The 20,623-nt window shown below is 61.8% G+C and carries 17 protein-coding genes; 9 read left to right on the forward strand and 8 right to left on the reverse strand.

Going from position 1 to position 20,623, the window contains the following annotated elements:
- Positions 1–2: 2 nt before the first annotated feature.
- Positions 3–620 (forward strand): dephospho-CoA kinase, encoded by a 618-nt coding sequence (gene coaE / locus VJ464_17010; protein ID HKQ06837.1) that lies wholly within the window; start codon positions 3–5, stop codon positions 618–620.
- Here coaE and VJ464_17015 read toward each other — a convergent pair.
- Positions 617–1,774 carry a M20 family metallopeptidase gene (locus tag VJ464_17015; GenBank protein ID HKQ06838.1) on the reverse strand — a complete coding sequence of 386 codons (1,158 nt, stop codon included), beginning with the start codon at positions 1,772–1,774 and terminating at the stop codon, positions 617–619. The genes coaE and VJ464_17015 overlap by 4 nt on opposite strands.
- Positions 1,775–1,909: 135 nt before the next feature.
- Between VJ464_17015 and VJ464_17020 the strand changes: the two genes are divergently transcribed.
- The 6 genes from VJ464_17020 to VJ464_17045 all read left to right on the forward strand — a co-directional run bounded on the left by VJ464_17020 (position 1,910) and on the right by VJ464_17045 (position 12,161).
- Positions 1,910–2,887: a polysaccharide deacetylase family protein gene (locus VJ464_17020; GenBank protein HKQ06839.1), complete on the forward strand. Its 978-nt coding sequence runs from the start codon at positions 1,910–1,912 to the stop codon at positions 2,885–2,887.
- A 111-nt stretch (positions 2,888–2,998) separates the two neighbouring features.
- A complete protein-coding gene (locus tag VJ464_17025; GenBank protein ID HKQ06840.1) occupies positions 2,999–4,492 on the forward strand; it encodes a S41 family peptidase in 1,494 nt (497 codons plus the stop codon).
- 137 nt (positions 4,493–4,629) lie between these two features.
- The gene (locus VJ464_17030) at positions 4,630–5,073 is read left to right on the forward strand and encodes a hypothetical protein (GenBank protein HKQ06841.1); all 444 of its coding nucleotides are present in this window, start codon (positions 4,630–4,632) and stop codon (positions 5,071–5,073) included.
- Positions 5,045–7,174 carry a tetratricopeptide repeat protein gene (locus VJ464_17035; protein ID HKQ06842.1) on the forward strand — a complete coding sequence of 710 codons (2,130 nt, stop codon included), beginning with the start codon at positions 5,045–5,047 and terminating at the stop codon, positions 7,172–7,174. Before VJ464_17030 ends, VJ464_17035 begins: the two co-directional genes overlap by 29 nt.
- Before the next feature lie 191 nt (positions 7,175–7,365).
- Positions 7,366–8,520 carry a sulfate adenylyltransferase gene (gene sat / locus VJ464_17040; GenBank protein ID HKQ06843.1) on the forward strand — a complete coding sequence of 385 codons (1,155 nt, stop codon included), beginning with the start codon at positions 7,366–7,368 and terminating at the stop codon, positions 8,518–8,520.
- Positions 8,521–8,669: 149 nt separating this feature from the next.
- On the forward strand, positions 8,670–12,161 hold the full coding sequence (locus VJ464_17045; protein ID HKQ06844.1) for a response regulator: 3,492 nt from the start codon (positions 8,670–8,672) through the stop codon (positions 12,159–12,161).
- Between the two features lie 27 nt (positions 12,162–12,188).
- On the opposite strand, the gene VJ464_17050 is transcribed toward VJ464_17045, so the two are convergent.
- From VJ464_17050 to VJ464_17060, 3 genes are read right to left on the reverse strand one after another with little or no spacing between them, the layout of a single operon-like run.
- Positions 12,189–12,689 (reverse strand): hypothetical protein, encoded by a 501-nt coding sequence (locus tag VJ464_17050; protein ID HKQ06845.1) that lies wholly within the window; start codon positions 12,687–12,689, stop codon positions 12,189–12,191.
- 56 nt (positions 12,690–12,745) lie between these two features.
- Entirely contained in the window at positions 12,746–13,108 is a 363-nt protein-coding gene (locus VJ464_17055) for a hypothetical protein (protein ID HKQ06846.1), read from the reverse strand.
- Positions 13,087–13,671, reverse strand: a complete 585-nt coding sequence (locus tag VJ464_17060; protein HKQ06847.1) for a sigma-70 family RNA polymerase sigma factor — start codon at positions 13,669–13,671, stop codon at positions 13,087–13,089. Before VJ464_17060 ends, VJ464_17055 begins: the two co-directional genes overlap by 22 nt.
- A 182-nt stretch (positions 13,672–13,853) precedes the next feature.
- Between VJ464_17060 and VJ464_17065 the strand changes: the two genes are divergently transcribed.
- Positions 13,854–15,197, forward strand: a complete 1,344-nt coding sequence (locus VJ464_17065; GenBank protein ID HKQ06848.1) for an MFS transporter — start codon at positions 13,854–13,856, stop codon at positions 15,195–15,197.
- Positions 15,198–15,376: 179 nt separating this feature from the next.
- Here the strand turns inward: VJ464_17065 and VJ464_17070 are convergent, their stop codons facing one another.
- From VJ464_17070 to VJ464_17085, 4 genes are all read right to left on the reverse strand, one after another.
- Positions 15,377–15,973: a NifU family protein gene (locus tag VJ464_17070; GenBank protein HKQ06849.1), complete on the reverse strand. Its 597-nt coding sequence runs from the start codon at positions 15,971–15,973 to the stop codon at positions 15,377–15,379.
- A 216-nt stretch (positions 15,974–16,189) separates the two neighbouring features.
- Positions 16,190–17,581, reverse strand: a complete 1,392-nt coding sequence (locus tag VJ464_17075; protein HKQ06850.1) for a CUAEP/CCAEP-tail radical SAM protein — start codon at positions 17,579–17,581, stop codon at positions 16,190–16,192.
- Between the two features lie 53 nt (positions 17,582–17,634).
- On the reverse strand, positions 17,635–18,075 hold the full coding sequence (locus VJ464_17080) for a c-type cytochrome (GenBank protein HKQ06851.1): 441 nt from the start codon (positions 18,073–18,075) through the stop codon (positions 17,635–17,637).
- Between the two features lie 32 nt (positions 18,076–18,107).
- A complete protein-coding gene (locus tag VJ464_17085; protein ID HKQ06852.1) occupies positions 18,108–19,508 on the reverse strand; it encodes a glycine--tRNA ligase in 1,401 nt (466 codons plus the stop codon).
- Between the two features lie 326 nt (positions 19,509–19,834).
- Here VJ464_17085 and VJ464_17090 point away from each other — a divergent pair, with 326 nt between their 5' ends.
- Positions 19,835–20,605 (forward strand): MerR family transcriptional regulator, encoded by a 771-nt coding sequence (locus tag VJ464_17090; protein ID HKQ06853.1) that lies wholly within the window; start codon positions 19,835–19,837, stop codon positions 20,603–20,605.
- Positions 20,606–20,623 lie beyond the last annotated feature (18 nt).

Here is a 20,623-nt window from a genome sequence, read left to right on the forward strand (position 1 = left end):
AGATGCTTAAGGTCGGACTCACGGGTAGCATCGCCGTCGGCAAGAGCTTCGTCGTATCGGTGCTTGCCGAGCTAGGCTGCGTCGTCTTTGACGCCGACAAGATCGCCCATTCGGTGATGGAACCAAACCAGCCGGCCTATCTCGACCTGGTCAACGAGTTTGGCAAAGCGATTCTCGGTGCCGACGGTCGCATCGACCGCAACCGGCTTGGCCCTATCGTCTTTGCCGACCCCGAACGCCGCCGCCGCCTGAACGAGATCGTCCACCCGCGCGTCATCGACGCGCAGAACCGCTTGCTCGCCGAAGCTGAAGCCGAACACCCTGACGGCATCGCCATCATTGACGCCGCGCTGATGATCGAATCGGGCGGCTACAAGCGCTTCGATAAATTGATCGTCGTTTACTGTGACCGCGAAACGCAGGTCGCTCGCTTGATGGCGCGCAATCAGATCACCCGCGAAGATGCTGAACGGCGCGTTGCCGCGCAGATGACTTCGGAAGAGAAGCGCCGCTATGCGGATTACGAGATAGACACCTCAGGGACGTTTGAAGAAACCCGCCGGCGCGTCATCACGGTTTACCAACAACTGCGCCGCGATCAGCCGGCCAGCGCGCACTAAATCGTCTCGATCAAGCGCGCCAGCAATGTAGCGCGGCGCACCATGTCGTCAATCAGAATATGCTCATGCTCGGCGTGCGCGCCGGCGCCGTCTACGCCGAGGCCGTCCAGTACCGGCACGCCCAGCGCCGCGATGAAGTTGCCGTCCGAGCCGCCGCCCACCGCGCCTTCCCTCAAGTCATAGCCGACTCCCTTCGCCAGCTCGCGCGCTTGCGCAAACAACGCGGCGATCTCCGGCGTGCGCAGCAGCGGCGGGCGGTTGATGCCGCCGCGCACTTCGAGCCGCGCGCCATCGAGTACGGGCTTGAGCTGCTGCATGGCCTGCTCGATGCGGTAACCTTCTTCCATTTCTGTAAAGCGCATATCAACCGCGGCGCGCGCTTCGGCGGCGATGACATTCGACAGCACGCCGCCATGCACGACGCCGACGTTGAGCGTCGTGCCGCGCGGGTAATCGATCAAGTTATTGATGGCGAGAACCTGATGCGCCATCTCCGTGATGGCGCTGACACCGGCGCGCGGATCGTTGCCGGCGTGGGCCGGCTTGCCGCGCACCACCAGCTCAAATTCGCCGACGCCTTTGCGCGCCGTCTTCACCGCGCCGCCAGGGATCGGCGGCTCTAGCACCAGCGCCGCCCGTGCCCGCCGCGCTTCGTCTTCGATGAACGGGCGCGAGAAGTGGCTGCCGGTCTCTTCATCGCAGGTCATTAGCATAGCGATGCGCCGCTGCGTCCTGCGGCCCAGCGCTTTGATGGCGCGCAGCGCAAACGTAGCGATGGTTACGCCGGCCTTCATGTCGAAGACGCCCGGCCCATAAGCCCGCCCGTCTTCGACGCGGAACGGGCGCGCCGCCAAAGTCCCTATGGGCCACACCGTGTCGAGGTGGCCGACGATCATCAGTTGTTTGTCGTCTGCGGCCTGACCACCCGTGAAGTCAAAACGCGCAAGGACGCTCGCGCCGAACTTCGGGTCGGCGAGCAGTTCGACCGCCGCGCCCATCTCGCTCAACTTGTCGCCAAAGTTTTCGGCGATGCGCGCCGTGGCCTTTGCATCACGCGACATGGATTCCTGCTCGACGAGCCAGCGAGCGAAGTCGAGCATCTCTGCTTGATGCGATTGCAAGTAAGTCTCTAGCGCTTTGCCGTCTTGTGCCATTAACACAGTTTTAGCAGAGCCGCGGAGCATCCTTCAACGCGCCGGGTCATAGCTGGCGCGTTGAAGGATGCTCCGCGGCCTTGACGTTTCGCCTGCGAGTGACATATTCACAGACTGAAAGGAAGAAATAAAAACATGAATTTGATGAAGCGATCCGTGCTTGTCGCGCTCTTAGTTGTGGTTGCTGCTACGAACTTGCCGGCGCGGGAAAAGCCCACGGCGCATGCCGCGCCGAAAGAGGTCTGCGTCACCTTCGATGACCTGCCGCTGAATGGGCCTGATATGGACTTGAAGCGGCTGCGCGCCATGACCGTCAAGCTGCTTGGGGTAATCAAGGCGCACAACATCCCTGTGGTCGGCTTCGTCAACGAGCGCAAGCTCTACCGTCTGGGCGAAATGGATGAGCGCGTAGCGATCCTCAAGCTCTGGCTCGACAACGGCTTTGAGCTGGGCAATCACACCTATTCGCACCCGTCGCTGCAAACGACGCCGCTCGCCGCCTTTGAAGAAGACCTGATACGAGGCGAAACCGTCACCCGCATGCTGATGGAGCGGCGTGGGCTGAAGCTGCGCTATTTCCGCCATCCCTTTTTGCGCACCGGCCCGACGCTTGAAGCCCGTGCCTCTTTCGAGAAGTTCCTCGCCGAGCGCGGCTACACGGTTGCGCCGGTGACCTTTGACGACGCCGATTACATGTTCAACACGGTTTATGTCCGGGCCAGAGAGCGCAACGACGCGGCGCTTGTCGAGCGCACAAGCAAAGCTTACCTTGAGCACATGCAGACGATGGTGGACTTTTTCGAGAAGCTGTCGCTGGAAGTCGTCGGCGCGCCGGTGCGCCATGTTCTGCTGCTACACGCCAACGAGTTGAACGCCGATTACTTTGACGGCGTGGCGCGGATGTTCGAGAAGCGCGGCTATCAATTTGTCACACTGGCGCGCGCCCTGGAAGACCCGGCCTACCGCTTGCCCGACACCTATGCCGGCCCGCGGGGCGTGTCGTGGCTGCACCGCTGGGCCTATAGCAAAGGCATGAAGCAGACCTTAAAAGCCGAGCCCGACCCGCCCGACTTCATCCAGAAGCTTTACAACGAAGCGACGGCCGGCCAGTAAGTCGTCGCGGCGGCGGTAACGCCTTTCTCGCAACTTTTGCCGCGCGCTTCCAGTATGAAGAGTCGGTGTGCCCGCCATCCTTCGCGCCGTTCAATCATTGAGCGAGGACGTATGTGGATAAAACGACTGTCGGCTATCTCTCTTGCGGTGCTGGCGCTGTGGCTCTCTGTGCCGGCGCAGACTGCGAATCAGACGAAACACGATGGCGCAGCATCGCTGCCAACATTCACGCCGGAGCAGTTGCGCGAAGATTTTCAAATCGCCCGGCGCGCGCTCGAAGAAGGCCACAGCGGCATCTATCGCTACACGCCGAAGCCGGAACTTGATCGCACGTTTGACGCGGCAGCGCGGGCGCTCGATCACCCGATGAGCGCGTATGAATTCCTGCGTGTGCTGGCGCCGGCGGTCGCCGCCATCAAGTGCGGTCACACGGGGCTGAGCCTACCCGAACCGTTGCGCAAGGAGGTCGGCACACAGGTCGCGCTGCTGCCGCTGAACGTGCGAGTGATCAACCGGCGCGCTTACATCTTCCGCGATCTGTCGAGCGATGAGCATCGTCTCGCAGGCTTTGAGATTCGCGCCATCAACCGCCGGCCGGCGGCAAAGATCATTGCGGCGCTGCTGGCGGCAGCCTCAGGCGACGGCGATGTGGAAACCTCGCGGCAGGCGCGCATCGGCGGCTTGCGCTTCGGCGTCTTGTTGTACACGCTGATCGGCGCTCAGAGCCCTTACGACCTGATCGTCTATAACCCGAAGACGCGGCGCGAAGAGAAAGTGCGACTTGAAGGCGTCGCCCTGCCGAAGCTCACGCAGATGGCGAAGGCGGCTTACCCGCAAGACGAAGCGCCGACGAGTGCCGGCGGGCTTCATTACCTGGACGAGGGCCGCATTGCGGTGATGAAGATCAATGGCTTCGGCGGCTACGTTGACGCCGAGAAGAAGAAGAATTTGAAGACCTTTTACCAGGAATCGTTCGAGGAGATGCAGGTGAAAGCGGCGCGGGCGCTGGTGATCGACCTGCGCGACAACGGCGGCGGCGCTGACGAGCTTGGCAAGCTGTTACTGTCTTACCTGATCAGCGAGCCGTTCAAGTATTACAACGATCTGGTCATCAACAACGACCACTTCGAGCTGATGAAATACGCGGGCAACCCCAACTTCAAGGTTAGCGCCAAGCAGGCCGAGCGAGGCGCGGACGGCAAGTTCCATGAGACGAGTCACCCGAACTGGGGCATCAATCAGCCGAGCAAACCGACCTTCACCGGCAAGGTTTATATCTTAATTAATGGCGGCAGCTTCTCGACGACTTCAGAGTTTCTGTCGCAGGCGCACTATCACAAACGCGCCGCCTTCATCGGCGAGGAATCGGGCGGCGGCTATTACGGCAACAGCTCAGGGATGACGCCGCAGGTCGTGCTGCCGAACACGAAGATCGGCCTGCGCGTGCCGCTCGTGACCTACTACATGGCGGTGAGCGGCTACAAGGCCGCCGCCCACGGCGTGGTGCCGGATTACCCGGTCAATCACACGATAGACGATCTCATCGCAGGCCGTGACCGAGACATGGAATTGGCGTTGCAGCTCGCGCGAAAAGCCATGCGCTGAGCGTTCCGGAATCTGTACTTGACATCACTCGGCAATTGCGATTTGCTTAACGCGCGGCTTCGCGCGTTTTTTTATTGGCCGCTACCGCAGCCCGCACCGCCTCGAAGCCAACTCGATCATCATCAGGAGGAGTGAGTATGAACCCTGCGACTATTGCGAGCGACGTGGTGACGTATCTGGTCCCGGCCCTGCCTGCCCTGTACACATTGGGCGGAGAAGCCGCCAAAGAAGTGACTAAGAAGATCAGCGGCGAGGCGTTTGAATACGCGAAGTCGCTATGGGCCAAGCTGCGCCCGAAGGCCGAAGCGACGCCCGCTCTGCAAGAAGCAATTAGTGATGTGGCCACGACGCCCGAAGACGAAGACGCGCAGGCGGCGTTGCGTCTCCAGTTGAAGAAGCTGTTGGCTAACGACAACGAGCTTGCGCGCGAGCTGGACGGCATTCTACAGAACGCGAAGAACGCCGGCGTGACGGTGATTGTCAGCGGCGACCGCAGCGTCGGCATCGGCGGTAATGTCAGCGGCGGCACCATCATCACGGGCGATCAAACCAATGACCGACGAAAATCGGAAAAAGAGTAAGCGTGCGCAGCCGGCCCGCACTCGCGTCGAAGTTCCCGGCGAGGGCGCGGTCGGCATTGGCGGCGACGTCGATGATTCGGTCGTGACAACCGACAACGCCGGGAATGTCGTACAGGTGAACGTTCATCAAGCGCCGCCTGTGCAACCGGCTTTGCTCGCGTCGCCGTTGCGCCAACTGCCGAGCGATATCGCGGACTTCACGGGCCGCAAGCGCGAAGTGAGCGAGTTGCGCAAGGCGCTCGAACAGGGCGACGGCCATGTGGTCATCTCGGCGCTTAACGGCATGGGCGGCGTCGGCAAGACGACGCTCGCGGTTCACGTCGCGCACCTGTTGGCCGACCACTACCCGGACGCGCAGATCGTCGTAGACATGCAGGGCACGTCGCAGCCGCTCGCACCGATTGAAGCCATGCTGCGCGTCATTCGCGCTTTTCACCCTGAAACGCCGGCGGCGGACGACATCAATCAAGTCGCGCAAGTCTATCGCAACCTGCTTGCCGGCAAGCGCGTGTTGATCCTGCTCGACAACGCCTTCGACGCCGCGCAGGTGCGCCCGCTCGTACCGCCTGCGCCGTGCGCGCTGATCGTCACTTCGCGCCGGGCGATTGTGTTGGAAGGTGTGCGCCGGTTCGATCTTGATGCGCTTTCTGAAAAAGAAGCCCGCGCCATGCTGCGCGAAATCCTCGACAAACGGCCCGCAACAGATCAACAACTAAATCGAATCGCCGAGTTGTGTGGCCACTTGCCGCTAGCCTTGCGTGTGGCAGGGACGTTCCTTGCGGTGCATCGGGACTGGACGGTGGATGAGTATATCGAGGCGTTGAGCGATGAGCGCCAACGGCTTGAACGATTGAAGCAAGATGATCTCGACGTCGGAGCAGTGCTTGGACTCAGCACCAAACAACTGGAGCAGGAGAGCGCCGAGCTTGCATTGCGCTGGCGGATGCTTGCAGTTTTCCCGGCAAGCTTCGACCGCGCGGCAACAGCGGCGGTGTGGGATGTAAAGCCAGATGAAGCGCGCGACAGCTTGAGCAAATTGCTTGAGCGCAATCTGGTGCTGTACGACGAAGAGACCGCGCGCTATCGCCTGCATGATCTTGTGAGGTTGATTGTTAGACCGCAGTTGGATGAGGCGACACGCTCAATGGCACAACTGCGCCATGCAGTGCATTACTGCGATGAACTCCAAAAAGCCAATAAGCTTTATCTGCAAGGCGGCGATGCGCTCAAGCAGGGACTTGTTTTGTTTGACCTTGAGTGGCGCAACATTCAGGCTGGACAAGCCCTTGCAGCCACACATGCAGCACAGGAGAACCAAGCAGCCGAACTATGCGGACGCTTTCCATTAGCAGGGGCATCCTTGCTCAATTTACGGCAGCATCCGCGTAGACGTATTGGATGGTTAGACTCAGCTCTGATTACTGCGCGCCAGTTGAAACGACGAAGAGATGAGGGTGCAAATCTGGGCAACTTGGGCATGGCCTATGCTGATCTGGGCGAAACGCGCCGAGCCATTGAATATTATGAGCAGCATCTCATTATTGCTCGCGAGATCAGCGACCGGCAGGGTGAAGGCGCGGCACTGACTCACTTGGGACTAGCTCACGCTGAGTTGGGCGAGACGCGCCGCGCCATCGAGTTATATGAGCAAGCTCTCGTGATTGATCGAGAGATCGGTGACCGACGCGGCGAGGGCGCAGACTTAGGCAACTTGGGTGTAGCCTACAAAAATTTGGGCGAGACGCGCCGAGCCATTGAATTCTATGAACAAGCTTTGGTAATTGATCATGAGATCGGCGACTGGCGCGGCGAGGGCGCAGACTTGGGTAATTTGGGCGTAGCTTACGCTGAGTTGGGCGAGACGCGCCACGCCATCGAGTTATATGAGCAAGCTCTCGTGATTGCTCGTGAGATCGGTGACCGGCGCAATGAAGGTATCTATCTTTACAATATGAGCCTCGCGCTGGATGAACTCGGCCAACGCGAGCAGGCTATTCCTCTCGCTGAAGCGGCGCTGAAGATTTATGAGCAGATCGAAAGCCCCGCTGCTCAAAAAGCGCGGGACGCGCTGGCCGAATGGCGCGGGGAGCAGTCAGAGTAAGACAAGGTTCTTCTTTTAACGGCAATCGTCCTACAGCATCCATCACCACTGGACAACCGCTATGATCGCCTGCGTTGACAGCCGGCGCGGCGCTCGCCTATCGTTTATAGCTTGTTTCGTATCTCAAAAAGCTTACTGAGCGACGGCGACTTATTCGATGAGGCAATTTTTATCTGTGAGGGAAACAATTAATGGACATCATACCGGCACATGGCGGGCGGCTCATCAATCGTGAGCTTACCGGCGTCGAGCGCGAAACCTTGCTCGAACGCGCCCCCGCCATGCCGCGCCTGACCTTGAGGGCGCGCGAAATCTCTGACCTCGAAATGATCGCCAACGGCGCCTTCAGCCCGCTTGAAGGCTTCATGTGCGAAGACGATTACATCGCCGTGCGCGGCAACAAGCACCTGGCTTCGGGCCTGCCGTGGACGATACCGATCACCCTGTCGGCCACCGACGACCTCGCCGCGACGATCAACGAAGGCCAGGACGTGGCGCTCTATGCCGGCGACGATCACCTGCTCGGCGTGCTTCATCTCGAACAAAAATACCGCTACGACAAGCAGCGCGAGGCCGAGCGCGTCTACCTGACAACCGAAACCGCGCACCCCGGTGTCGCGGCGCTTTACGAGCAAGGCGACTGGCTCCTGGGCGGCAAGATCAGCCTGCTCAACCGCCCGCGCAATCCGCAATTTCCCGCTTATCGCTTCGACCCGCAACAAACGCGCGAGGCGTTCAAGAAGAAAGGCTGGCAGCGCGTCGTCGCCTTTCAAACCCGCAACCCGATTCACCGCGCCCACGAGTACATCATCAAGTGCGCGCTCGAAGTCGTTGACGGCTTGCTGCTGCACCCGCTGGTCGGCGAGACCAAGTCGGATGACATTCCGGCAACGGTTCGCATGCGTTGTTACGAGGCGATGCTGGAGCATTACTTCCCGCGCACGCGGACGATGCTGGCGGTCAACCCGGCTGCGATGCGTTACGCAGGGCCGCGCGAAGCCGTCTTTCACGCCATCATCCGCAAGAACTATGGCTGCACGCACTTCATCGTCGGGCGCGACCATGCGGGCGTTGGCAACTATTACGGCACCTATGATGCACATTACATTTTCAACGAGTTCGACGCCGAAGCGCTGGCCATCACGCCGATGTTCTTCGACCACTCGTTCTATTGCCGGCGCTGCGACGCGATGGCGTCGAACAAGACTTGCCCGCACGACTCCGCTGAGCATGTGACGCTGTCGGGAACCAAGGTGCGCCAGTTGCTCGCCTCAGGCGAGATGCCGCCCCGCGAGTTCTCGCGCCCAGAGGTGGCGCAGATTCTGATCGAAGCGATGAAGCAATAAGCCAACCGGCCACGGCAACAATCTATTTGCCGTGGCCCGCTGGCGGCTGAAATAAGATAATTGACGCTCCGCGAGGTTGAGTTTACAATTCCGACTGGCACATCACGAGTCCCCGATAGACCGATAGATCGCCCCACTCGAACAACCAGATGCAAATAGCCAGCGAATACAGAATCAGGCGAATCCTCGATGAAGTCGGGCGCGGCTCAAACCTGGACAGCGCCCTGAGCCTCGTCGCCGAAGCCGTCGTTGCCGAAAGCGGCGTGCCGGTGTGCAAGGTCTGGGTCGTCAAACGCGGCGACATCTGCGACCACTGCCCGCTTGCGGATGCCTGCACCAACCGCCAGATGTGTCTGCACCTGGCGGCGGCAAGCGGCGGCGAAATGACCAAAGAATTCCCGCGCATTCCGCTTGCCGTCCTCAATGCTTCGATGATCTCGCGCGGCGGCGTCGCCGACTTCAGCGACCCGCGCGGCGCCGGCGACAAACTCTTCGGCTTGCAGCGCAGCCATCGCCAGGACGCGCTCGACACCTACGCGCTCTACCCGCTGCGCGGCCTCAACGGCACGGTCGGGTTGATTGGCCTGTTTCATCACCGCCCATTTCATCAAGACGAATTGCGGGCGCTGGAAGAGCTGGCGCCGGCGGCGGTCGCCGCCATCCGCGTCGCCGAATTGCAATCGCGCTGCGACAGCCTGCGCGCCCGCCTCGACCGCGAGAGCGCCAGCGTCGGCACGCAGCAAGAAGCCGCCCGCGAGCGCACGCTTGAGCTTGAAGACGCGGTCGCGCAACTGACGCGGCTGGTCGGGCAGCTTCAGGTCGAGCGCGAATCGCTGTGGCGCGATAACGAAATCAGCACGCGGCGGCTGGCCGAGCTTCAAGAACAGAATCAGCAACTGCGCGAGCAGGCCGAGGCGTTCGCCCAGGCACAGCAGGAGCGCGACCAGGAACGCGCCCAGGCACAGCAGGAGCGCGAGCAACAGACCGCCGTCGAGCTGGCGGCCTTAAGCGACCGCGCCGGTCTGCTCGAAGAAGAAAACGCGCGGCTCAAAGAGCGCGCCGCCGAGCTGGCCGCGAGCGTCGCCGAATTCAACCAGCAACACGAATCGCTCAGCCAACAACACGAATCGCTCAGCCAGCAACACGAGTCGCTGAACCAGCAGCTCGGCGACCGCGACCGTGAAGTTGAACAGCTTCAGGCCCGGCTTGCGGCCTCGGCACAGCTTGAGAGCGACCACGCGCAACTGCGCGAGCAGCACGCGGCGCTCAACGACCACTACGAGCGGGTCTGTAAAGAGCAGCAGGCGACCGCTGACGGCATTCTTGAGCTGGAGCGTACCTTGCGCCTCGCCGAAGATGCCCGCGAGCGTCACGAGCAGCAGCGCGCACAGCTTGCGGCGCGCGTCGTCGAGCTTGAAAGCGAGATCGAAGAGTTGCGCGGCGACCGACTGCGCGCCGATGACGACCATGCGCGATTGCGCGCCGAGCTTGAAGGACTGCGCACTGAGCAGGCGCAGCACAGTGACGAGATTTATCAGGAGAACACGCGGCTGCAACTGCGCGCCGACGAGATGACAGAGAAGCATGCTTCCTCTGCGTCGCGGGCCGCCGATCTAGAGAAGCGCGTCGAAGCGCTGACGGCAGAGCTAGAGCAAGAGCGCGCCGAGGCGAGCCGGCGCATTCAGGAGCTGGAACGAGAGCAGGCCGCGCTCGGCGAACAGTTGCGCGGCGCGGGCGCCGACCGCGAGGCGCTGACCGAGCTGCAACGCCTACACGCGGCGCTCAGCGACACGCACGACCAGCTTGAAGTCCGCAACACCGAGTTCGCCCTCGAAGCGGCGCAGCTCCGCCCGCGCGCTGTCGAGCTGGAAACCCAGCTTGAACGCGTCCGCGCCCGCTCCGCCGAGCTTGAAGAGGAGATCGCCCGCCTGAACGCGCGCGCGCTCGACCTTGAGCAGGAGAATGCGGCGATGGCGCAGGTCAATCAGGAGCTGCAAAACGCTATCGAGCGCTTCGAATCAATCGCCTCACGGCTCGAAGAGAACGCCAACGGCTTGCGCGCCCGCGTCGAAGCCAGCGAGCGCGCCCGCGCCGACCTTGAGCAGCGCAACCGTGTTTTCGTTGAGCAGAACCGCCGCCTGAACGCCGAGACGCACACGCGCGCCCGGCTGGTGGCCAACATGTCGCACGAGCTGCGCACGCCGATGAATGCCATCATCGGCTTCACCTCACTGCTGCTCGACGACCGCTCGCTGCAATTGCAAGACCGCCATCGCGGCAATCTCGAACGCGTCTCGCGCAACGCCCGCAACCTGCTTGAGCTGATCAACAACGTGCTCGACCTGTCGAAGATCGAGGCCGGGCGCATGGAAGTCTACGCCGAAGCCGCCGATGTCCGTGACATCATTGAGCGCGCCATCACCGTCGTCGAGCCGCTGAAAGAGAATCGCCCCATTCAGCTTAACGTCTCGGTCGAAGATCAGCTGCCGACGCTCAAGACCGACCGCACCAAGCTGCAACAGGCGCTCATTAACCTGCTGTCGAACGCTTTAAAGTTCACCGCTGCCGGCGAAGTCAATGTCCGTGCCGAGCGCGCCGCCGCTGATCGCATACGCATCAGCGTCAGCGACACCGGGCCGGGGATCAGCGAAAGCGACCTGCCGAAGATATTCGAGGAATTCCGCCAGGTGGGCCGTGCCGCGCATAGCGCCCACAGCGGCACAGGATTGGGATTGGCCATCACTCGCCGGCTGGTCGAGCTGCTGGGCGGCGAGATTCAAGTGAGCAGCCGCGTTGACGAAGGCTCTGTGTTCGCGATGACATTGCCGATTGCGATTGAAGGCCGCGCCCTTGTCGCAAATGACGAGCCGGCATTAGCCGACCCTGAGCGCACCGCGCTGGTCGTGGCCAGCGACCCGGCGTCGCTCTACCTGACGAAGAAGTATCTGGCTGAAATCGGCTACTCGGTGGCGGCGACCGACGACGGGGGGCGCGGCGCTGAGATCGCGCGGCTGGCGCAGCCGGCGGTCATCGTCGTTGATTTCGATCATCTCGAAGATGGCATCCATCTGCTCGCAACGATTGCCGGCGACAACGCCGAGCGCACACAGAAATCAAGCGTCATCATCGCCGCCGCGACCGATGCGGGCCTTGAAGCGGCGGCGCGGCAGGCGGGCGCAACCGCCTTTCTTTTAAAACCGCTGGAGCGCGAGCCACTGGTCGCGGCGGTTGAGCGCGCGACGCTAAGCCAGGCGGGCCGCGTGCTGATCGTCGAAGACGACGATGACGCGCTGGCGCTGGTCGAGGCGATTCTCGAAGATAGCGGCTACGAAGTCGAGACGGCGCGCGACGGGCGGGCGGCGCTAGAAATCATTTCGCAGAATCGGCCCGACGCCATCATCCTCGATTTAATGCTGCCGGAGATGGACGGCTTCGAGGTCGTCCACCGCCTGAACGTCAACGCCGAGTGGCGCGACACGCCGATCATTCTGCTGACGGCGCGCGACCTGTCGCACGAGGAGCGGCGGGCGCTCGACACCGGCACGACGCGCATCATTCAGAAGGGCAACTTCACCCGCGACGAGCTGCTGGCCGAATTGCATCAGGCCATCGGCGAGCGCGGCACGGGTGCCGCGTCATAGCCGGCACCCGGTCTGTGATTGCGCCGCTTACTGCCGCTTCGTTTCATCGGGATCAATGCGGCTGGTCGAGCGACCCGACGGCTCCGCGGCGGGCTGACGGCTTTTGTACTGCTTCACCCACTCTTCGATGTTTTCGCGGATGAACTCGCCGAAGTCTTCAATCTCGCGCGCCGAGCGGCTCCAGAACTCCTTGAAGGCTTTCTTATCCGCCCACGCGCCGTAGCGCGGATCGCCCCAGACGCCTTTCCACTCGCCCCAGCCCGCCGAGCCGACTTCGTCTTCGTAATAAGCCGCCAGTTGCCGGCAAGCCATGGCCGCGACCGTTAGCGAGCTGTCCTCGGCCAGCGGCTCGAACACCGCGCCGACGTCCGCGTCCATCTCTTTCAGCCGCGCCAGCACGCGGTTGTATTGCTCAACACAGAAGCGCGCCGCGTCCGCGCTGCTGCCCGTCCATTCCGACTGCAACGCCATGCGCGACGTGCGGCGCAAGACGTTGACCAGCTTTGCCAGTTCTTTGTCCCGTTCCATACTTCACCTCTTGTCAAAAGATCACTCGAAATCCTACGAATCGGTTCAGCAGCAACCTAGCAGCGATCTACCGGCATCACCCCGACGATGACACGCGGGCGACAGCCATGGCGGCGGCGCTGTCGCTGGCCATGCCGCTCGTGCCCTTCGTGAGGTTCGGCGGCCTCGTCGTCAAAGAAAGCCGCCAGCTCGCTCGCCGCCATGCGAATCACCTGCGGCGAGGCGGATTCCGGCAACGGCGCAAAGAGCGGCTTGACCGCGGGCTCGATACGTTCGAGCCGCGCCAGCACGCGGTTGTACTGCAAAGCGCAGAAGCGCGCCGCGTCCGCTTCGGCCCGGTTCCATGCGGCATACCACGCAGCCCGCGCGATGCGCCGCAACACGTTCGTCAGCTTTGTCACTTCTCGATCTCTTTCCATGACTCACCTCTTTGTCTGAGTAATTCAACCTGATCGCGCAGCAATTGCTTGCCGCGATGCACGCGCCACTTGACGGTCGAAACCGGCACGTTTAAGAAAGCCGCGATGCGCTTGAGCGGCATCTCGTCGAGGAAGCGCAGCCGCAGCGCCATCGCGTAATCTGCCGGCAGGTTTTCAATGGCCCGGCCCAGCTCTTCGTCGTCGTCAGCAAGGCTCGGCGCGCTCAGCGCGCCGAGCTGGCCGAGCAAAAATTCATCCAGCTCGACGCGGCCCGTCTGGTGGGCGCGCTGCTGCCTGTTAAAACGGAAGGCGCGATGGCGCGTGATGATCGCCAGCCACGCGGCAAAGCGCGTCGGGTCTTCGATTGACGGCAGCGCTTTGAAGGCGAGCAGCAGGGCGTCCTGCGCCACGTCTTCGGCATCGTCGCGACCGACGATGGCCTGCGCGACACGCATGACCGCGGCGCGATAGCGCGTCGCCAGCTCGTCGAAAGCTTCGAGGTCGCCCAGGATAGCGGCGACCACCAGCACTTCATCCGGCGGTTCGGTCCCGTGCTTTGCCATGCGCACTCCCGGCCTCGCCTCAGGCGGCGGCCTTCATAAGTATAGAGACACTGGCGGAGAAAAAGGTTAGTGGAGGATTGTATACCGCGCCCGTGTGCTTGCTATCGCGCGCGGCGATGGCTTATGCTGCGCGTGTCTTTGCGCAGTCAAGCCTCTCAAGAAAGCGAAGCCAACAAGCCATTATGAGCGCACCTCCCGTTAACGACCGCCGCGAGCTGTTCGGCTGGTACATCTACGACTGGGCCAACTCGGCTTTCTATACGACGGTTGTCACCGTCTTTATGGGGCCGTACTTGACCGGGGTCGCCGAAGCGGCGGCGGGCGCCGACGGCTACATCCATCCGTTCGGCCTGCAAATCCGCCCCGACGCTTTCTTCCCTTATGTGGTGTCGCTGTCGGTTTTCTGCCAGATGCTTTTTCTGCCGGTACTGGGCGCGATTTCCGACTACTCGAATCTGAAAAAGCAGTTGATGATGCTGTTCGCCTACACCGGCTCGTTTGCGACGCTCGGCCTGTACTTTCTCCAGGGCGATCACTACCTGTTCGGCGGCGGCTTGTTTCTCATCGCCAATTTCAGCGTTGGCGCGTCCATCGTTTTCTATAACGCTTTCCTAAACGACATCGCCAGCCCCGACCGGCGCGACGCGGTTTCATCGGTCGGTTTCGCCTGGGGCTACCTCGGCGGCGGTCTGCTGCTGGCTGCCAACCTTGTGCTGCTGGCGAAAGCCGAAGCCTGGGGGATCGGCAAAGCGCACGCGGCGCGCATCAGCCTGGCGTCGGCGGGCGCATGGTGGGCGCTCTTCTCGCTGGTGCCGATGGCCCGGCTCAAGCCCCGCCACGCCGTCAAGCAATTGCCCGCGGGCGTCAGCTATCTCACCGCCGGCTTCAAACAGCTCGGCCACACGCTGCGCGGTCTGCGGCGTTACCCGCACACGCTGCTGATGCTGCTGGCCTACCTGCTTTATAACGATGGCATTCAGACGGTGATCGCGCTGGCGGCGCAATTCGGCAACAAAGAGCTGGGGCTGGAGCTTTCGACGCTGACCGGCACCATCCTGCTGGTGCAATTCGTCGCCTTCTTCGGCGCGCTGATCTTCAACTTCATCGCCAGGCTGACGAACACCAAGCGCGCCATCATCATCAGCCTGGTGATCTGGATCGGCGTCGTGGTTTATGCTTACGCCCTGCTGCACACGGCGCGCGACTTTCTGATTATGGGCGCGATTATCGGCGTCGTCCTCGGCGGCAGCCAGGCGCTCAGCCGCTCGCTCTACTCGCTGATGATTCCTAAAGGGCAAGAGGCCGAATTCTTCAGCATCTACGAAGTCAGCGACAAGGGCACAAGCTGGCTCGGCCCGCTGCTGTTCGGCCTGGCCTACGATCTGACAGGGAGCTATCGCGTAGCGATTCTGTCGGTAGCGATCTTTTTGATCCTCGGCCTCTCGCTGCTGCTCTTTGTCAATGTCAGCAAAGGCACCCGTCAAGTCGGACAGGACACGGCGAAGGCGCAAGAGGCGAATCCCTGAGATCAGAGCGGTTTTTTTGTAGCGCAATCTGTTAGATTGCGCTGTGGCTCGCGCAATCTAACAGATTGCGCTACACGGCGGCACAGACAAGCGAAGGGCGCGGGCGGCTCACTGACAGCCGCTCGCGCCCTTGCTGTTTGATTGATGATCTGCGCCACGCGGCGCGTGACTTCGCCGTTTTACTTCGACGCGGCGTAGTACGGGTTGCGCCCCGACGCATGATCGGTCTGGTCGAGGACTTCGCGCACCTGCGGGACGTTCTCGCGGATCAGCCGTTCGACTCCCTGCTTCAAAGTCATGTCGGCGGCGCCGCAGCCCTGACAACCGCCGCCCATGCGGATGAAGATGCTATCGTCCTGCACGTCGAGCAGCTCGACGAAGCCGCCGTGCGAAGCCACGCCGGGATTGATCATATCGTCTAAGACCTGCTGGACGCGGCGGCGGACTTCATCCGGCGGCAGGCGGTCGCCTTCGGGGACTTCGGGCGGCGGGTTCAGGAAGGTGCGGATGGCCGAGCCGATGCGCTTGCCGATCTGTCGCCAGTCTTCGCTGCCCGATTGCGTGACCGATACCTTGTAACCATCCAGCTCGACTTTAGTGATGCCGGGAATGCTGAACAGGCGGTTGGCCAGGTCATTGGCTTTCGCCTCTTCGGCGCTGGCAAAGGTGGCCGCGCCCGAATTGACCGGGCGGTCTACCGTGAAGTGGCAGACGTGAATGTCTCGCTGGTCAACTTCGGCGCGAATCTGAATATTGCTTGCGTATGGTGAACTCATTTTCTAGCTCCTTCGATTCGGTGACTAACTAAACAGTGACAAGATCGATCAGGCGCATCACCCTTTGAACATCCATTATAGCCGCCTGCTCAGCGCATCGCCAAACGCCTTGTCAAAATAAGCCGCCTCTTGTCACCTGTCACCTGTCACTGGTCACCTTCCCTAAAGTCCTGCGCGTTTTTCGAGGGGACCGAACTGGTCCCGCGTCGGCTCCGCTCAGCAGAACCAGGCTTCGGTGAGGCGCGGCGGGTGCGACCGCATGGGTGCGGCCCGCGGCAATCGTTTGATCGCATCACCGCCGCCTTGCATCACGTCGGCGGCTTCAAAAATTCGCGCATAGGTCGCCGCCGCATCTTCGTTGCCTTGCACGGCGCGCTCGACGATGCCTGTGACCTCGCGGTGCAGCTTGTCCATGCGCGGGTCGGGATGACGCCACTCGTAAGTGAACGCCGGCTGATTCAATGGCCCGAGCCACGCGCCGGCATCTTTGAGCAGCAGCGAGCCCGGCGGCACCAGCAAGCGAATGCTGAATTGCACAGGGTCAACGTGATCGATCAGGTGGCGCGATTCGACAAACGCTAATAACTCAAGGTAATCGTCGAGCGTCGTCCACGGCGTGAAGGCGACGAACGACGGGCGCAGAGCGATGCCGGCTTCATTGAGCAGGCCCAGGGCTTCGTCAACGTCGGCGCGCGTGTGGCCTTTGTCGAGATGGCCGAGTACCGCATCGCTTAACGACTCGACCGCCGACACCACGAAGAGGCACCCGGCTTGCGCCAGTTCCGGCAGCAGCGCGCGGTGCTTCAGCAGGTGCTCGATCTTCGCCGTAAAATCAAAAGTCAGATCAGGGAACTCGGCGTGCAACTGCCGCGCGAGTCGCAGGGCGTGCGTCGGGCCGTTCAAGAAATCAGGATCGCCGAAGGTAATGTGCCGCGCGCCCGCCGCGGCCTGTTGACGGATGTCAGCCATGACGATGTCTTGCGGGACGACAAAGAAGCGCCCGCCATAAACCGGCGGGATCGGACAATGCGTGCAGTGGTGCAGGCAGCCACGGCTCGCTTCCGCATAGCCGGCGAGCCGTTCCTCGCCATCAACCGCGAGCCGCGCATAGCGTTCGAGCGGCGCAAGCCCGCCGCGCTCGGGCAGCGGAAAGTCCAAACGCGCCAGCACCGGAAGCCCGGCCCGCCGCTTGATCTCTGCCGCGTTGAGCGGTTCATCCCCGGCGACGGCTTCAACCAGCGCAACCAGCTCTTCTTCGACCTCGCCGCCGATGATCGAATCGGCCACCGTGTCGAGCAGGTACTCGGCATTCAGCGTCGCGTACATCCCATAAAAGCAGATGTGGCACGCGGGGTTGATGCGCCGCACCTGCTCGGCGATGCGCAATCCGAGCCGGAGCGCCGTGTGCATCGGCACAGAGATGCCGACGAAGCCGGCGCGGCGCACGCGCGCTTCATCAAAGCCCTGCACCGAAATGTCTATGGCGTCGGCGGCGAAACCGGCGCGGCGCAGAAAACCGAGCGGCACGGCAAGCCCCGCCGGCTGGTGCCCCAGCTCGTAAGCCGACACCAGCAGCACCGCGAAGCTCTGTTTGCTTGCTCCGTTCATCATGACTATTCTAACGCGCCGACCGATGATTGCTGCGCCGCCGCGCCCGCGGCTTATTTCGCCAACGAGCGGATGTAAGCGATCACCGATTTGACCTGATCGTCGGTGAGCTGTTTGGTGTAAGCAGGCATTGGCGGTTTGCCGTTGCGGATGACATTGATCATCTCGGCATCGGTGGTCTTCCGCTGCCATGCGGCGTCGGTAAAGTTGGGGACGTTCTTCATCTGCGCATTGCCCTTGCCGTCGAAGCCGTGACAGACGTTGCAGTTGCGCGCTTCATAGAGCGCCGCGCCTTCGCCGGGAGCCGCGAGCGCGCCCATCGGGTTCGTATTGCTGTTGGCGGCGTTGGTGTTCGCAGCCGCAGCCGCCGGCTCGTTCTTGATGGCCGTGTGGTTGGCATTGTTCGCGTTGCCGTTCGTCGTGCTGTTACCTTCGCAGGCGGCGCTGAATACTGCCGTCAACATCAAAGCGATTCCCATTTTCCAAGCCTTCATTCGCTATTCTCCTTTCGATTCGTAAATGTGCGTTACACGCAGACCGGCATGCCGAGCTTCTGGCCGATGGTCTTCGCCAGCTCGGCCACGGGCACGCGCTCTTGCGCCATGCTGTCGCGCTCGCGGATCGTCACTTGATTGTCTTCGAGCGACTGATGATCAACGGTCACACAGAACGGCGTGCCGACTTCATCCTGCCGGCGATAGAGTTTGCCGATGCCGGCGGTGTCGTCATAGACGGCGCGCAGCCCGCCGGTGCGCGTCAGGTTGCGCTTGATCTCTTTGGCCAGATTGACAATCGGCTCTTTGTTCTTCGCCAGCGGCAGCACCGCGACTTTGATCGGCGCCAGCTCGGGATGCAGCCTGAGGACGACGCGCTTTTCGCCGCGCACCTCTTCTTCCGTGTAGGCGTCCATCAGAAAAGCGAGCACCTTGCGATCAACGCCCGCCGACGGCTCGATGACAAAAGGAAAGACGTGCTGATTCGACTCGTGATCGAAGTAGGTCAGGTCGGCCGTCGAGTCCGGGTTGAGCCGCTTGCCTTCGTCATTGACCGGCTTCTTCGAGTGCGCTTTCAAATCAAAGTCGGTGCGATTGGCGATGCCTTCGAGCTCGTCCCACTGCTTCTGTTCGTCCTCGCGCTCGGGGAAGAAGCGGTACTGCAAATCGACACAGCCCTTGGCATAGTGCGCCAGCTCGTCTTTCGTCTGGTAATACTTGCGCAGGTTCTGCGGATTCATGCCGAGCTCAAGGTGCCAGTTATAGCGGTCTTCGACCCAGCGCTCGTGCCACTCTTCGTCGGTCATCTCGCCGGGCTTGAGCACCTGCGGCGGCTTGACGAAGAACTCGATCTCCATCTGCTCAAACTCGCGTGTGCGAAAGATGAAGTTTCCCGGCGTGATCTCGTTGCGGAACGCCTTGCCGATTTGCGCGACGCCGAACGGCAGCTTGCGGTTCGTGGTGTCGAGGACGTTTTTGAAATTGACGAAGATGCCCTGCGCGGTTTCCGGCCTCAGGTAAGCCAGCCCCGATTCGTCTTCGACCGCGCCGACGGTGGTGCGGAACATGAGATTGAACTGGCGCGGCTCGGTCAGGTCGGTTGAGCCGCAGTTCGGGCACTTATCGCCTTCGAGCTTGTCGGCGCGCAGCCGCGACTTGCATTTGCGACAGTCCACCAGCGGATCGGAGAAGGTCGCCTCGTGGCCTGAGTATTTCCAGACCAGTCGGTTCATCAACAAGCCGGCGTCGAGGCCGACCATATCGTCACGCTCATAGACCACAGAGCGCCACCAGGCGCGCTTGATGTTATTCTTCAATTCGACGCCGAGCGGCCCGTAGTCCCAGACCGAGCCGAGGCCGCCATAAATCTCGCTCGATTGAAAGGCGAAGCCACGCCGCTTGGCTAAACTGGTAATCGTTTCGATATCTGCCATATGAAAGTTCTCTCAGTCGAAAAAATACTCCTCGGTTGAATCCACAACTATACATCATCAACCGCGGCGATTAAAAGTTGGGGCGATATTCTCGGAGATTAACCGCCAAGACGCCAAGGACACCAAGAGAAAGCTGCACGTCTTTAGCAGGGGCTTGGCGCTCTTGGCGTCTTGGCGGTTGATCCCCTGTCTCTGAACCGAGTATGAATAGACTCTGGATTCGCTTCCGGGACTTGCCGAAGAGAGAAATGAAACCACAAAAAAAAAGACTTGAGCCTGACGCAGCGTCAGGGTTTACGATGGACGAGTGAAAGGAGGCCGAGGCGGTGAGCAACAAAGTCGCAGGCTGGTACAGGGCGAGCGAGTTTGCCGAATTGACGGGTGTGACGGTGCGCGCCTTGCACCATTACGACCGCCTCGGCTTGCTGCGCCCGGCGCGGCGCACACGCGCCGGTTATCGCCTGTACGCCGACCACGACGTGGCGCGGCTGGAACAGATCGTCGCCTTGAAGTTCATCGGCCTGTCGCTGAAAGAGATCAAGACGGTGCTGGAAGGCGAGGCGCTCGACCTGGCGACGACCTTGCGCTTGCAGCGCGAGATCATCAGCCGCAAGCGCGGCGCGCTCGACCGCGCCATTGCGGCCATCGAGCGCGCCGAGCGCATGATCGGCGCGCAAGGCGAAGCCCCGCTCGACGCCTTCAAACAAATCATTGAGGTGATCAATATGGAAAACGACACGAACTGGATGATGCAGTATTACTCGGAAGCGGCACGCAAGAAGATCGAAGAGCGCGCCAAAGATTGGACCCCCGAAAAACAAGCGAAAGCTCAGGCCGACTGGGCGGCGCTGTTCAAAGACGTCGAAGCGGCAATGGCCGAAGGCGTAGACCCTGCGAGCGAGCGCGCACAGCAGTTGGCGACGCGCTGGGACGACCTGATTCGCGGCTTCACCGGCGGCGACCCCGAGGTCACGGCGGGCCTGAAACGGCTCTACTCGGATCGGGCCAACTGGCCGACGACGTTCGAGCAGCCGTTCCGCAACGACCATGCCGCCTTCGTCAATCAGGCGAGGGCGCACCGCCAGAAAGAGAGCTGATCTTCATTTGGAGTGCGG

The organism is Blastocatellia bacterium (genome assembly GCA_035275065.1).
GTDB lineage: Bacteria > Acidobacteriota > Blastocatellia > UBA7656 > UBA7656 > DATENM01.